Source organism: Lamprobacter modestohalophilus, assembly GCF_016583905.1.
Taxonomy (GTDB): Bacteria; Pseudomonadota; Gammaproteobacteria; order Chromatiales; family Chromatiaceae; genus Lamprobacter; species Lamprobacter modestohalophilus.
On the sequence record NZ_NRRY01000013.1, the window covers coordinates 74,878 to 89,341 of the forward strand.

General features: G+C 62.9%; 9 protein-coding genes and 1 riboswitch. Of the genes, 8 read left to right on the forward strand and 1 reads right to left on the reverse strand.

All coding sequences use genetic code 11. The annotated features are described in order from the left end of the window. Positions 1-53 precede the first annotated feature (53 nt). Complete coding sequence (locus CKO42_RS10025; RefSeq protein WP_200243074.1) at positions 54-3,005, reverse strand: chemotaxis protein CheB; 2,952 nt, start codon at positions 3,003-3,005, stop codon at positions 54-56. 163 nt (positions 3,006-3,168) lie between these two features. Further along, positions 3,169-3,412, forward strand: a riboswitch (cobalamin riboswitch). A gap of 123 nt (positions 3,413-3,535) precedes the next feature. Between CKO42_RS10025 and btuB the strand changes: the two genes are divergently transcribed. From btuB to CKO42_RS10065, 8 genes are all read left to right on the forward strand, one after another. Continuing rightward, positions 3,536-5,407, forward strand: a complete 1,872-nt coding sequence (gene btuB / locus CKO42_RS10030; RefSeq protein WP_200243076.1) for a TonB-dependent vitamin B12 receptor — start codon at positions 3,536-3,538, stop codon at positions 5,405-5,407. Positions 5,408-5,502: 95 nt separating this feature from the next. After that, entirely contained in the window at positions 5,503-6,072 is a 570-nt protein-coding gene (gene cobU, locus CKO42_RS10035; protein WP_200243078.1) for a bifunctional adenosylcobinamide kinase/adenosylcobinamide-phosphate guanylyltransferase, read from the forward strand. Positions 6,073-6,267: 195 nt separating this feature from the next. After that, positions 6,268-8,469, forward strand: a complete 2,202-nt coding sequence (locus CKO42_RS10040) for a thioredoxin domain-containing protein (RefSeq protein ID WP_200243080.1) — start codon at positions 6,268-6,270, stop codon at positions 8,467-8,469. Between the two features lie 13 nt (positions 8,470-8,482). Beyond that, a complete protein-coding gene (locus tag CKO42_RS10045) occupies positions 8,483-9,409 on the forward strand; it encodes a DUF808 family protein (RefSeq protein ID WP_200243147.1) in 927 nt (308 codons plus the stop codon). A gap of 222 nt (positions 9,410-9,631) precedes the next feature. Then, on the forward strand, positions 9,632-10,438 hold the full coding sequence (gene cobS / locus CKO42_RS10050) for an adenosylcobinamide-GDP ribazoletransferase (protein ID WP_338034892.1): 807 nt from the start codon (positions 9,632-9,634) through the stop codon (positions 10,436-10,438). A gap of 180 nt (positions 10,439-10,618) precedes the next feature. Beyond that, positions 10,619-12,022: a paraquat-inducible protein A gene (locus CKO42_RS10055; protein ID WP_200243082.1), complete on the forward strand. Its 1,404-nt coding sequence runs from the start codon at positions 10,619-10,621 to the stop codon at positions 12,020-12,022. Positions 12,023-12,068: 46 nt separating this feature from the next. Next, positions 12,069-13,733, forward strand: a complete 1,665-nt coding sequence (locus CKO42_RS10060) for a PqiB family protein (protein WP_338034893.1) — start codon at positions 12,069-12,071, stop codon at positions 13,731-13,733. Beyond that, the gene (locus CKO42_RS10065; RefSeq protein ID WP_200243088.1) at positions 13,730-14,437 is read left to right on the forward strand and encodes a PqiC family protein; all 708 of its coding nucleotides are present in this window, start codon (positions 13,730-13,732) and stop codon (positions 14,435-14,437) included. Before CKO42_RS10060 ends, CKO42_RS10065 begins: the two co-directional genes overlap by 4 nt. The last annotated feature ends 27 nt before the right edge of the window (positions 14,438-14,464 follow it).

The following is a 14,464-nucleotide window of genomic DNA, read 5'->3' on the forward strand; positions in this document are numbered from 1 at the left end:
CTGTCTGCGCCTTAGCTGCTTGCTTCAGCCGCAGCTGCCAGCAGACATCGAGTCTAGGTTTCCTTGTCGCTGGGAGCGGGCTGTCGATTCCAAGCGCTGATGTCGATGTGACTCACCACCACGCCTCCGGATGGATGCTGGATCGGTGCGGCATGCATCACGAACCAACGCTCAACCTCGGGTGAGTGGCAAGGGTATTCGAGCGAAAACTGCGACCGCTCGCCGTTGATCAATGATTGGATGCCATCGGCCGCCGCCATGGCGTATTCGGCATCGCTGGTGCCGGCGCTGGATTGGCAGGCATCGAGATAACTGCTGCCGAGGCCGCTGTTGGTGAGCTCCGAGTCGCCGTTGCTGCAGGCGAAATCGCGCCAGGCATGGTTGATCATTGTAATACGCCCGCTGTTGTCAAGCACGGCAATATGCTCCGGAAGCGAATCCAACACCGCTTGCATGCGCTCGATATCGCGCAGTGTGGTCACGTCGATGAAGGTAGCGACGGCGCCCCGTGGGGTGCCGGGACGGACCGAGTAGGGGAGCACGCGCGCGAGATACAGTCGGTCGTTGGCGGCGGGAACCTCGCGTTGCAGCATCACGCCGTCGTGGATCGTCTTCTTCAGCTCTGCAAAAAAGTCTGGGTAATCGAGCAGGTTGGTAAAGTCGTCGATCCGACGCCCGAGATCGGCCTCGCGGATCTTGAACAGCTTGGTGGCCTCGGGTGTGAACCGGGTCAGCTTGAGGTCATGATCGACAAACACGGTCGCGATCGCCGCGGCCTTGGCCATGCCGTCGAGATCGGCATTGAGGCGGTTGAGGATCTCGATCTTCTCCTGGTTCTCGGAGTTGACCGTGTAAAGCTCTTCGTTGACCGACTGCAGCTCTTCGTTCGAACTCTGCAGCTCTTCGTTCGAGGCCATCAGCTCCTCGTTGGTGGCCTGTAGCTCTTCGTTCGCGGTCTCGAGCTCTTCGATGGTGGCTTGCAAGCTCTCGCGCGTCACCGCGAGCTCGCGCTCTAGGGTTTCAAGCCGGTCGGCCGATTCGGCGCTCATGTCCATGACCTGGACTGACTCGTCGCCCGACGGGCTATTCAGCGCCGGCTCGAGTTCGAACGAGAGCATCAGGCAGGCATCGCCGCCATCCTGCGGGACATGACGGACGACGAGACGAAGCCGCTCGGTCTCATCGTTGCTGAGCTTGATGCGCAAGATATCGGAGCGCATCGCCTCCTTACTGACCGAGACCTTATGCAGCAGCGCCTGCGCAACTGGCGCAATCGAGCCTGGTAGCAGCTTGCTGATGTCAAGGGTTGCGCTGCCCTCGCCGATGCTTAGATAGCGCGATACATCGCCAAACACATGCATCAGCTCCTGCTGTGAGTTCAGCAGCAGGCTGACCGGTGAATACCCGCGCAGGAGCACCGCTTGGCCGGCGTCGATGGCCGCCGCGTCGCTATGGGCACGCAGCCGCCTTGAGCCACTGCGGTTGCCGGAGGGCCTGAGAGCGCCGACCGGCGAATGCGGCTCCAGAGGCGGTGTGCCATGGCGCAGAATGCGATACAGCTTATATTTGGAGCTGACCGCGCTGAAGTCCTGTTGCACGCTAGACGCCGTTTCGCTCGACCCTAAGAACAGGTAACCGCCTGGTGCCAGGGCGTACTGCAGGCGACGCATGACCCGCTCCTGCGCATCGTTGCGAAAATAGATCAACAGATTGCGGCAAGACACCAGATCCATGCGGGTGAAGGGCGGGTCTTCGAGCAGGTTATGTTTGGCGAAGACGATGTTATGGCGGATGTCATTCTTGACCACAAAGTGGTTGCCGCGCCGGTAGAAGAAGCGCTCGAGGCGCTCGGGCGAGACCTCAGCGGCGATCGACTCCGAGAACATGCCGGCGCTGCCGGTATCGACGTTGTGCTGTTCGACATCGGTCGCGAACAGCTTGAAATCTGGCCAGCGGCGGAGCTTGTCGAAGGCCTCGGAGAATAGGATGGCGATCGAGTAGGCCTCTTCGCCGGTCGACACCCCCGGAACCCAAGCACGGATCGGCTGGTTCTCGCTGTGATCTCTCACGATCGGCAAGATGACCTTTTCGGCCAGGGTCTCGAAGGCCTCCGGGTCGCGGAAGAAATTGGTCACCGGGATCAGCAGTTCTCGGCGCAGCGCATACAGCTCGCTGGTGTCGCCGTCGAGCAGCCGGACGTAGTTCTCGAGGTCCGGTACGTGCCGGACCTGCATCCGCCGCTCGATGCGACGCAAGACGGTGGCAGGCTTGTAATCGCGGAAGTTGATGCCGCCCTGATGATGCAGCAGGTGCAAAGCCTCTTCGAGCGCACTCTCGCGATCGTAGCTGACCGACGCGCTACGGCGTGGGCCGCGATCGATAGGCGCATGGCTGATGTGATCGAGGATGCGCGGCCCAAGCTCCTCGGGTGGCAGGATGGCATCGACCAGCCCGGTCGCGATGACGCTGCGTGGCATGCCATCGAACTTCGCCGATTCTGGGTCTTGTGACAGCAGCAGACCGCCGGCGTCGTTGATCGCGACAGCGCCGCGGGTGCCATCGGAGCCGGTCCCAGACAGCACAACGCCAATGGCGCGGTTGCCATGCGATCGGGCCAGCGAGCTGAAGAAGAAGTCGATCGGCAGGGCGAGACCACGCGGGCTTTTGGGCCGCAGATGGAGCTCGTTTGCGGAAACGCTCATCATGCTCGCCGGGGGGATGAGGTAGATCCGGTTCGGCTCGATCAGCATCCCGTCCTCGACCGTGAGCACCGGCATCGAGGTATAACGGCCAAGCAGGTTGCCCATCATGCTCTTGTGATCCGGCGAGAGATGCTGAATCACGATGAAGGCGGCGCCGGTTTGCACCGGCAGCGACTGGAAGAACCGTTCGAGCGCATCGAGACCGCCTGCTGAGGCACCGACGGCGATCACATAAGGCAGTTGGGTGCCCTCATGTTCGCTGGCCGCGGGAAGGTCATTGGCGTTTTGTTCTTGATCGAGCATGGGGGCTGTTGCTTTTTAGATGCGAAAAGCGATAGATGCGAACAGTGATCAGCCGAATCTTATCTGACTTCTTCAGGAATGCCATCGAATCGTCGGCAGGGGTCTGACATAAGTCATTCGCTCAGCCTTTCCTGATTGACCCGGCGCTCGCCTAGACCTAGTGTCGCTGCGCAATGCAGTAGGTGCCTCGCGACTGTCGATGGGCGCGAGGTTAAACGGGAAGTCGGTCAGGCGGATGCTCAATGTCTCCGTGAAGCCGACGCTGCCCCCGCAACGGTAGGCGAGTCTGAGAGGCGACCGGATGCCACTGTGCCCCGAATGGGTCATGGGAAGGCGTCGTCTCTCGGCGTCGAAGCGATCGACGCCAGCTCGTGAGCCCGGAGACCGGCCTTCTGTAGCACGCGGGTGCCGCGGAGGGCGGGGTGCGGTGAAAGGGTTGTTGCCGCGTACAGCGCTTTGCCGTTTTTTGTCCTCGAGCGGGCCTTTCGCTCAACGTGTCTCACGGGTGGTGAGACCAACTAGGACAAACAATGACTTGCTCGACTTCCAAGACGGCGTGGCAGCCGCTGCTGCCCTGCGCCATGGCCCTGTTATGGACGGCTCCGCTCTCCGCTCAGGTTGAAGCTGTCGCCAACCTTGATCCGATCGTGATCACCGCGAACCGAACCGCCCAGACCGCCGATCAGACGCTGGCCTCGGTGACCGTCATCGACCGTGCCGAGATCGACCGGCGCCAGTCGAAGACGATGGTCGATATCCTGCGCGGGCTCCCTGGTGTCGCGACCTCCAGTAGCGGTGGACCTGGTCAGCCGACCTCCGTCTTCTTACGCGGCACCGAGTCCGATCATACGCTGGTGCTGATCGATGGCATCAAGGTCGGCTCAGCGACCATCGGCTCGACGCCCTGGCAGAACATCCCGACCGATCAGATCGAGCGCATCGAGGTGGTGCGTGGCCCACGCTCCAGTCTGTATGGCTCGGAGGCGATCGGCGGCGTGATCCAGATCTTCACACGGCGCGGTCGAGCCGGGCCGTTGACGCCACGGCTGAGCCTGGGGGCCGGTTCCTACAATACGATTCGCACCAACGGTGGGCTCTCGGTCGGCAACGAGCGCGGCTGGCTCGATGCCCATCTGGGCTTCGAGCAGACGGCGGGTTTCAACGCTTGCAACGGCGAGCCGTTCGTCGGCGGTTGCTTTGTCGATGAGCCGGACGACGACGGCTACACGAACAAGAACGGTGGCGTCAGCGGCGGTTGGCGTTTGTCCGATCAGTTCTCGCTGGAGGCCGACTTCTTGCGCTCCGAGGGCAGTGTCGACTACGACGGCAGTCTCTTTGCTGGCAATCGCAACGAGACGCTCCTTCAGGTCGCGCGGCTGCAGGCGAAGGCGCAGCCCGTCGATGCCTGGACCAGTACGTTCGATGTCGGCCGCAACTGGGACAAGTCACGGGTCTTTTTCAACGACCAGTTTCTGAACCGGTTCGATACGCGGCGTGATCGTCTTGGCTGGCAGAACGACATCCAACTCGGGGCCGCCCAGCAACTGACGCTGGGCATCGATTATCAGCGCGATGAGGTGACGACCAAACCGACCTTTGCCGAAGATTCACGCGATAATACCGGCGTCTATGGTCAGTATCTGGGTCGCTTCGGCCCGGCTGACCTGCAGCTGAGTCTGCGTCAGGACGATGATTCGCAGTTCGGTGGGCATGGCACTGGCAATGCCGCCCTGGGCTACACGCTCGCCAATGGGCTGCGACTCACCGCGAGCTATGGAACGGCGTTCAAGGCGCCGACCTTCAACGAGCTCTACTATCCCGGCTTTGGCAACCCGGATCTCGAGCCCGAGCAGTCCTGGAGCGCCGAGCTTGGCCTCTCAGGCGCCCATCCTTGGGGGCGTTGGGCTGCCAATCTGTACCAGACCGACATCGATGATCTGATCGCGACCACGCTGGTGGCGCCGAACCTGTACCTGCCCGAGAACGTCGATCGCTCGCGTATTCGCGGCCTTGAGCTCTGGACCACCGCTGAGCTGGGGGGCTGGATCATGGATGCGAATCTGACCCTGCTCGATCCGCGCAATGAGTCCAGTGGGCCAAACCAGGGCAATCTGCTGCCGCGCCGCCCGGAGCAGACCTTCCGGCTCGATGCCGATCGCCAGTTGGGTCGCATCGGTGTTGGCGCTTCGCTGTTCGTTTCCGGGCGCCGCTTCGATGACGCCGCCAATCGCACCCGGCTCGATGGCTTCAGCCTGATCGATTTGCGCGCCGATTACGCGTTCAGCGACGCGCTGCGGCTGCAGGCGCGGGTCGAGAACCTGTTCGATGAGGCGTACGAGACCGTTGCCTACTACAATCAGCCTGGCCGGACCCTGATGCTGACGCTGCTCTATCAGCCCTGATGCCAGCCATGAGAGGTCGGCCCTTTGCTCGGCCTGCGCGTCCTACTCGTCCCTGAGCACAACAGCGAGACTGATCTTGCCCACCGGAGTCGGCGATGCCGAAGCGAGAGTCCAACGACCGATTCAGTGAGCCCCGCTGTGGTCTGATCCTGGGCGGGGTGCGCTCCGGCAAGAGCCGGCTGGCCGAGCGGCTGGCGCGCGAGTCGGGGCTGCCGGTGACCTATCTGGCCACGGCCACCGCGAGTGATGGCGAGATGCGCGAGCGCATCGCTGCGCACCGGCAGCGCCGGCCGGCTAATTGGGCGCTGATCGAAGAGCCCTTGGCGCTGCCAGCAGCCTTGGCGTCCAGCTGCACGGCTGGCCACTGTGTGCTGGTCGAATGCCTGACCCTCTGGCTCGCCAATCTGCTCTGGGCCGAGCAGCCCGAGCGCCTAGACGCCGAGCTAGCGGCCTTGGATGCGCTGCTGCCCAGACTGCCGGGTCAGGTCATCTTCGTTGGCAACGAGGTCAATATGGGCGTGATCCCGGTCAACGATCTGGCACGGCGCTACGGCGACCTCGCCGGCAGCCTGCATCAGCGCATTGCTGCCCAGGCTGATCAGGTGGTGCTGACGGTTGCCGGTCTGCCGTTGGTGCTGAAGGGGCCGGCGCTACCACCTCTTTGAAATTTTGCGCCTCGACGAGCGAGGCGGTCCTTAGCGCCCTCGGCGGACCGGTTTCAACGCCCATCGCGTGTCGCCACCTCAGGACGATGAGGCGGCTCGGTCACTCCGGTGGATAACGGCTTCGGCTGGATATCGTCGCTTGTGGGGCCACTGTCAGTGGTCACCTGAACCTGATGACCGTCCGAGGCCCTTCTGATGTCTGAGATCGACCACAGCGCTGCTGATCGCTCACAGCAGCCGCGCAACCGGCTTGCTGAGACCACTAGCCCTTATCTGCAGCAGCATGCGGAGAACCCGGTCGATTGGTGGCCTTGGTGTGAGGAAGCGTTGGCGCTGGCGCGCTCCGAGCAGAAGCCGATCTTGCTCTCGATCGGCTACTCGGCCTGCCATTGGTGCCACGTGATGGCGCACGAGTCGTTCGAGGATGAGACCACCGCAAAGTTGATGAATCGGCTCTTCGTCAATATCAAGGTCGATCGTGAGGAGCGGCCGGATCTCGACAAGATCTACCAGACCGCGCATCAGCTGCTGGCCCAGCGCACTGGCGGTTGGCCGCTAACGGTGTTCCTGACGCCCGATGACCTGGCGCCGTTCTTTGCCGGCACCTATTTTCCGAAGACGCAGCGCCATGGCCTGCCGTCCTTCCAAGAGCTGCTGATCGGCGTCGAGCGCGCCTACCGTGAGAAACCGGAGGCGATCCGCGAGCAAAATGCGTCGCTCCGCGAGGCCCTGTCGCAGCTTGATCCGGCGCCGGGCGTGATGATCTCCGACCTGACGCCGCTCGATCAGGCGCGTCGACAGTTGGCCGGCAGCTTCGACAAGGTCAATGGTGGCTTTGGGCGCGCGCCGAAATTCCCGCATCCGACGAATCTCGAACTCTTACTGCGCCATCACGCAGCGACAGCGGCGGCCGGCAGCCCGGATCAGCAGGCGCGCGAGATGGCCTTGTTTACCTTGGAGCGGATGGTTCGAGGCGGCATGAACGACCAGCTCGCCGGCGGTTTCTGTCGCTACTCGGTCGATGATCAGTGGATGATTCCGCACTTCGAGAAGATGCTCTACGACAACGGCCCGTTGCTGACGCTCTGCTGCGATGCCTGGCAGCTGAGCGGCGATCAGGTCTCTCGCGATGGGGTCTCTTGCGATCAGATATCTCGCGATCAGGTATTTCGCGACGCGGCCCTCGGCACCGCCGATTGGGTCATCGCCGAGATGCAGTCGGAGGAGGGTGGCTATTTCTCGGCGCTTGACGCCGACAGCGAAGGCGAGGAGGGACGCTTCTATGTCTGGGATCTCGCGGAGATCGGCGCGCGGCTGAACGCCGATGAGCTGGCCTTGATCCGTCCGCTGTTCGGGCTGGATCGGGCGCCCAACTTCGAGGGCCGCTGGCATCTGCACGGCTATCGCCGTTTGGAGGAGGTCGCTGCCGAGCGGGGACAGCAGGATCTCGAGGTCGCCAAAGGGCTGTTGACCAGCGCCAAGGCCAAGCTGCTCGCGGCGCGCGCGGAGCGTGTGCGTCCCGGGCGCGACGAGAAGGTGCTGACGGCTTGGAACGCGCTGATGATCAAGGGCATGCTGCGTGCTGGCCGGTTGCTGGGGCGGGAGGACTATCTGGACTCGGCGGATCGTGCGCTTGCCTTCATCAAGGCGACGCTCTGGCGCGATGGACGCTTGCTCGCTGTCTACAAGGACGGCAGGGCGCATCTGAACGCCTATCTGGACGATTACGCCTTCCTGCTCGATGCCTTGCTGGAGCGCCTGCAGACGCGCTTCCAGCCGGCTGATCTGGACTGGGCCCAAGCCCTGGCCGAGGTGCTGCTGAGCCAGTTTCAGGATGAGGCCAACGGCGGCTTCTATTTTACCGCGGCCGATCACGAGGCGCTCCTGCTGCGGCCAAAGCCGATGGCCGACGAGTCGACGCCATCTGGTAATGGCATCGCCGCGCTCAGCCTGCAGCGGCTTGGGCATCTGCTCGGCGAGCCGAGGTATCTCGATGCCACGGCGCGCACCCTCGGCGCGGCCGCGGATGCGATCCGGCGCCTACCTTATGCGCATGGCACCCTGCTGATGGCGCTGGACGAGCAGCTGAGTCCGCCAGAGATCATCGTGATTCGTGGCGGTCTCTTGGGCACTGAGCCGGAAGCAGGGTTCGGCTCAAAGGGGGTGGGCTACGACGAGATCGACAGATGGCAACAGCTCGCGCAACGCGACTACGCGCCGCGTCGGTTAACACTGGCGATCCCAGCTGAGTTCAGTGAGCTACCGCCAGCCTTGGCGGCCATGCATCCGAGCGAACGCGTACGAGCCTATCGCTGCCGCGGTACTCAGTGCGACGCACCGATCGACGCTCTGGATCAGTTCGAGGTTGCGCTGATATCATCATCTACCCCGGTTTGAAGGAGTCCTTAAGATCGCTACCAGTTTGCTTGCTCTGATCGACGACGTCGCCAGCGTCCTTGACGATGTCTCGATTCTCGCCAAGGTCGCCGCGCGCAAGACCGCCGGCGTGCTCGGTGATGACCTGGCGCTGAACGCGCAGCAGGTCACTGGCGTGCGCGCCGAGCGTGAACTGCCGGTGGTCTGGGCGGTGTTCAAAGGCTCACTCGTCAATAAGCTGATCTTGGTGCCGGCAGCCCTGCTGATCAGCGCGATCGCACCTTGGGCAATCACGCCATTGCTGATGGCCGGGGGCCTGTTCCTCTGCTATGAAGGCTTCGAGAAGCTGGCGCACAAGTACCTCCACGACGCCGGGGCGGAGCAGGCCCATCAGAAAGAGATCGCCGAGGCCTTGGCCGATCCTCAGCTCGACCTCAAGACGCTGGAAAAAGACAAGATCAAGGGTGCCATCCGCACCGATTTCATCCTTTCAGCCGAGATCGTTGCGATCACGCTCGGTACCGTCGCCGGCGCGCCACTGTTGACCCGCGTGCTGGTGCTCTCTGGGATCGCGCTGCTGATGACCGTTGGTGTGTACGGACTCGTTGCCGGCATCGTCAAGCTCGACGATGCCGGGATGGCCCTGAACGAGACCGAAGGCGAGGCGGTGGCGGATCGGGCTAAGCGCGCGCTGGGGCGTGCGATCCTGTTTGTGGCGCCCTACCTGATGAAATTGTTGTCGGTGCTCGGGATGATCGCGATGTTCTTGGTCGGTGGCGGTATCCTGGTCCATGGCATCCCGGCACTGCATCACGGGCTCGAGCACTTGGCGGAGGGGTTCGGTGGCATGCTTGGTGCGCTGACGCCGATGCTCATCAACGGCCTCGTCGGAGTCCTTGCCGGCGCCGCGGCTGTTGCTGTGGTGACTTGGGTTCAGCGTTGGCGTTCCGCCAGTGCCTGAGTGCTTGTTGAGTCCTAAGGCTCATGGCGCAGCGCAACGCCGGATAATGAATCGCGTGAGATTCACTTTAGTACAAGGATTCGCCGCGCTTGCGCAAGACAATGATCGTGATTCCCACTGTTAGTGCTCTTGGTTGGCAACGAGAGCAGGCTAACCGGAGGCGAAGGTTTGAGCGTGGACTGACCGGCCGTGCTGCTTGCCTCAGATGATGGGGGGCACAGGGTGAAGCTGCTTCGGGATCTCCTGATTCCCTGCCTGGTCGCTATGCGCTTTCTGACGCGACTACCACTGCCCGCGACGAGCGATGCGAGCCCGCTCGAGGTGGCCCCGGTGACCCTGGGCCGTTCGGCACTCTGCTATCCGCTCGTCGGCCTGTTGCTTGGCGCATTGTTGCTTCTGCTCTGGCTCGGAGTGAGCAGCCTGCCTGCCGAAGCGCCGCCGCTGGCGACTGCTGCGTTGTTGCTCGCAGGCTGGGTCTGGAGCACCGGCGGTTTGCACCTAGACGGGCTCGGCGACTGTGCCGATGCCTGGGTGGGTGGGCTTGGCAGCCGCGAACGTACCCTGAAGATCCTCAAGGACCCGCTGACCGGCTCGATGGGCGTGGTCGCGCTGGTGCTGATCCTGTTGGTCAAGTTCGCGGCGCTTGCCTCCTTGCCGCTGGGGCTAGCGGGCGCGTTGGTCCTTTTGCTGACGCCGGCGCTGGCGCGGGCGCAGCTGCTCGCATTACCGCTGACCACCGTCTCGGCGCGCCCCGATGGTTTGGGCGCTGCGCTGCAGCAACGCCTTCCACGCCATGGCGCCAGCCTCGTGCTCGTTCTGAGCGGGTTGCTCGCCCTGCTGTTGTTTGCAAGCGCTGGCCATTGGGCGCTTGGCGTCGCGCTGGTTGTCACTGCGGGACTGTTGCTGGTTGTCTGGCGGCGCAGCATGCTGGAGCGTCTTGGTGGCTTCACCGGTGATACGGCGGGTGCCTTGGTCGAACTGACCGAAGCCGCATTGTTGTTGGCCGCTGTGCTGCTGATCGCGGACTGATTGGTTCAGTTTGGTTTAGCTTCGCCCAGATTTGCTCAGCGATTTCGGCAGCATGAACTGCTGTCGCCCGCTTACCGCGACGGCTCTGCGCCAAGCGAGCCCGACCGCGAAAACCTTCATCTCGACCCGAGGCGTGTCGATTTCGCCCAGCACTCGCGAGCATCACGTAACATCAAACGCATGTGTGACACCCATCTCAGCCTGTGCGAGGAGTGCGATCTGCTACAGCGCAGCCCGCCGCTGCCGCCGCGTGGATCATCACGCTGTGTGCGCTGCGGTCACCAACTGCATCGACATCGGCCGGCGAGCCTCGATCGCACCCTAGCTTTCGCCCTGACTGGGCTAATCCTGTTCATCGTCGCCAACAGTTTTCCGTTCCTCTCGTTCGAGATGCAGGGGCAGCGCACTGAGACCACGCTCTTCAGCGGTGTCGCCGATCTCACCGAGCAGGGTAAAGGGGAGGTGGCCGCGGTGGTCTTCTTCACCGCCATCCTCGCCCCGGGGCTTCAATTGTTGCTGTTGCTGATGGTATTGGCGCCGTTGAAGCTCGGCCGCGGGCTGCCGCCGGGCTATCCGACGCTGTTTCGCTGGTTCAAGACCATGGTGCCTTGGGGCATGATGGATGTATTCCTGATCGGCATCCTGGTGTCGGTGGTCAAGCTTGCCGATATGGCGACCATCGTTCCTGGAACCTCGCTGTTCGCCTTCGTGATCCTGATCTTCGTGCTGGCTGCGGCTCAGGCTTCGTTAGATCCGGATATCGTTTGGGAACGGGTGCCGCTGCCAGAGCGGGTGAGGCGGCCGCCGCGCGCTGGCGAGCCGGTGCTCGGCTGCGATGTCTGTGAGTTGGTGGTCCCGGAACAGGAGGCGCTGCGCGACGACAGGATCAGTTCGACATTTGGGGTGCAGTTCCTGCGCTGCCCGCGTTGTCGCGATATCCTGCATCATCGTAAGCCGATGAGCCTTCAGCGTACCTGGGCACTGGTGCTGGCTGCGCTCGCGTTCTACATCCCGGCCAATGTCTATCCGGTGATGACGGTTACCAGCCTCGGGCAGACGCAATCGGATACCATCTTGAGTGGTGTCGTCTTCCTGCTCGATCACGGCATGTTGCCTTTGGCTGCCATCCTGTTCATTGCGAGTATCTTCGTGCCGTTGTTAAAGCTGTTGATCCTGATCTTCCTCCTGCTCTCGGTGCAATTCGGCTCGCGCTGGCGCCCGCGCGATCGCACCCGGCTCTATCGGATCACCGAGGCCATCGGCCGCTGGTCGATGGTGGATGTCTACGTGGTGACGATCTTGGTGGCGCTGGTGCATCTGGGCAATCTGGCCAGTATCCAGGCCGAGGCAGGCGCGGTGTTCTTCTGTGCGGTGGTCATCCTGACCATGTTCGCGGCCATGGCCTTCGACCCGCGGCTGATTTGGGACGCCGCCGGTCAGAACGCCGAGGGCCCGGGTGAGCTGTCAACCCGGATTCAGGCGCAGCAGACGGGCGGCTCTCGCGACGAGACGCCAGACGGCGCGCGGCGCGAGCAGGCCCGCGCCTGGCACTCGATTGGCAAGGCCCTGTCCGATGCCAACTGATTCAGCGCACACAGAATCAGGCCACACGGGGGGCCCAGCGAGCGAGGTGCTGAGCGAGCGCGACACCTCGGCACTCCCCGAGGCTCAGGTGGTCAAGGCCGACCGGCTCTCTCTGGTTTGGCTGCTGCCGATCCTGGCCTTGATCGTGGGTGGCTGGCTTGCCTACAAGACCTGGTCGGAGCAGGGTCCGACCATCAGCATCAGCTTTAAGGATGCCTCGGGGCTGCAGGCCGGCAAGACCAAGGTCAAGTTCAAGGACGTCAATATCGGCCAGGTGACGGCCATTCATGTCACCGAAGACCTGCAAGCTGTCAAGATCACGGCCCAGTTGACCAGCGGCTCCGAGCGCTATCTGACCGACCAGACCCGCTTCTGGGTCGCGCGGCCGCGCATTACCGCGAGCCGGGTGTCGGGTCTGGAGACGCTGCTCTCCGGCGCCTACATCGCGATCGATCCCGTCACCGACGGCAAGCCGAGCCGCCAGTTTAAAGGCCTGCCTGAGCCGCCAGTGATCACGACCGATGAGCCAGGCACGCGCTTTCGGCTACGTTCGCAGACGCTCGGCTCGCTCAACCTAGGCTCGCCGGTCTATTACCGACACATTCAGGTCGGACAGGTGGTGAATTACGCGCTCGATGCGGACGGTGATGCGGTGACCATCGATATCTTCATCACCAAGCCACACGACCGCCTGGTGTTCGTGAACACGAGGTTCTGGAACGCCAGTGGCATCGATCTATCGCTCACCGCTGATGGTGTCAACCTGGATACCGAATCCCTGGTCTCGGTGCTGCTCGGCGGTATTGCCTTCGACACCCCCGACACCCTCGAGACCAAGGGGGCGCCGGCAACGGCCGATGAGTTTTTCCCGCTGTATGCGAGTCGTGCCGACGCGCATGAGCGTATCTACCTGAACAAGCAACGCTACCTGATGGTCTTCACGGGCTCGGTGCGCGGGCTCAGCGTCGGTGCGCCGGTGGTGCTGCAGGGCATCCAGATCGGGCAGGTGTTAGACATCCAATTGCGTTTCGATCCCGGTCAGCTCGCGTTTTCGATCCCAGTGCTGATCGAGATCGAGCCTGAGCGGATCACTGTGGCCGACGGGGTCGAAAAGGCCCTGGTCAATGACCCGGATCTCCTCAACAACCTGATCGCGGCGGGTATGCGCGGCCAGCTCAAGACCGGTAGCCTGCTGACGGGCCAACTCTACGTGGACCTGGATTTCCACCAAGACGCCCCCGATGCGGTCCTGCGTGAGCAGAATGGCTATCGTGTGCTACCGACAGTACCGGCGCCGATTGAGGAGGTGACGACAAAGGTGAAGAACATCCTCACCAAGATCGACGCATTGCCGCTGGCGAAGATTGGAGACGATCTCAGCAGCATCCTTGGCAGCACGCGCGGGCTCGTTGACTCCACCGAGACTAAGCAGGCGCTCAAAGAGCTCGAGCAGGCGATCACCGATCTAACCTCGATCGCCAACCAGTTGAACAGCCGAATTGCGCCGGAGCTGACGACGATCTTGGGCCAAAGCCGAGCGATGGTTGCGAATATCAACGAACTGATCGGGGCAGAGGCCCCCCTGAGCGTCGAAAGCGTGCGTACAATACGCGACATCGGCGCCGCGGCGCGCTCGATCCGCACCTTCGCGGATTACTTGGACCGACATCCAGAGGCCCTGATTCGGGGTAAAGGGGGCATGCAGCGATGAGGTATTCAATAACAATCCGGCTGCTCATGCTGCTGTGCCTTGGGCTGCTGGGCGCCTGCGCCACCTCCCCACCGTCGCGCTTCTATGTGCTGACGCCGTTGCCTGAGGCGGATAGCCGCAACAGCGATATCCGAGGTGGCAACCTGTCGATTGGGATCGGCCCGGTGGTCTTCCCGCAGTTTCTCGATCGCCCGCAGCTGGTGGTGCGCGACGGTTACAACCGGTTGGACCTGGAAGAGTTCAACCGTTGGGGCGGCACGTTACAGGATGACTTTCTTCGCGTCTGGGGCCAAAACCTGGGCCATCTGCTCGACACCAGCCGTATCCTGATCTTTCCCTCCGAGTCGCGGGCACCGCTCGATTTCCGCATCACCGCGGAGGTCGTCAACTTCGAAGGACGCCAGGGTGGGGAGGCGGTGCTGAATGTGCGCTGGGCGGTGATGGACCCGCGCCTGGAGCAGACCTTGGCCTCGCGCGATGATCTCTACCGCTGTCCGATCCAATCCGTGCCTGCGGACGCGGCTGGCGCTCAAGCGCCATCCGTCGGTGGGCTGATGAAAACGGCCGATGCTGGGCAGGATTCCGAGGCCATCGTGGCCGCGATGAGCCGATGTCTGGGGCGTTTTAGCCGTGATGTGGCTGCGGTACTGAAGGCGCTGCCCAAGCCGCAGCCGCCACCGCCACCTTCGAGTCAGGGCTTCTAGTCGCCTCGTTCTTCGACCTTGCTACAG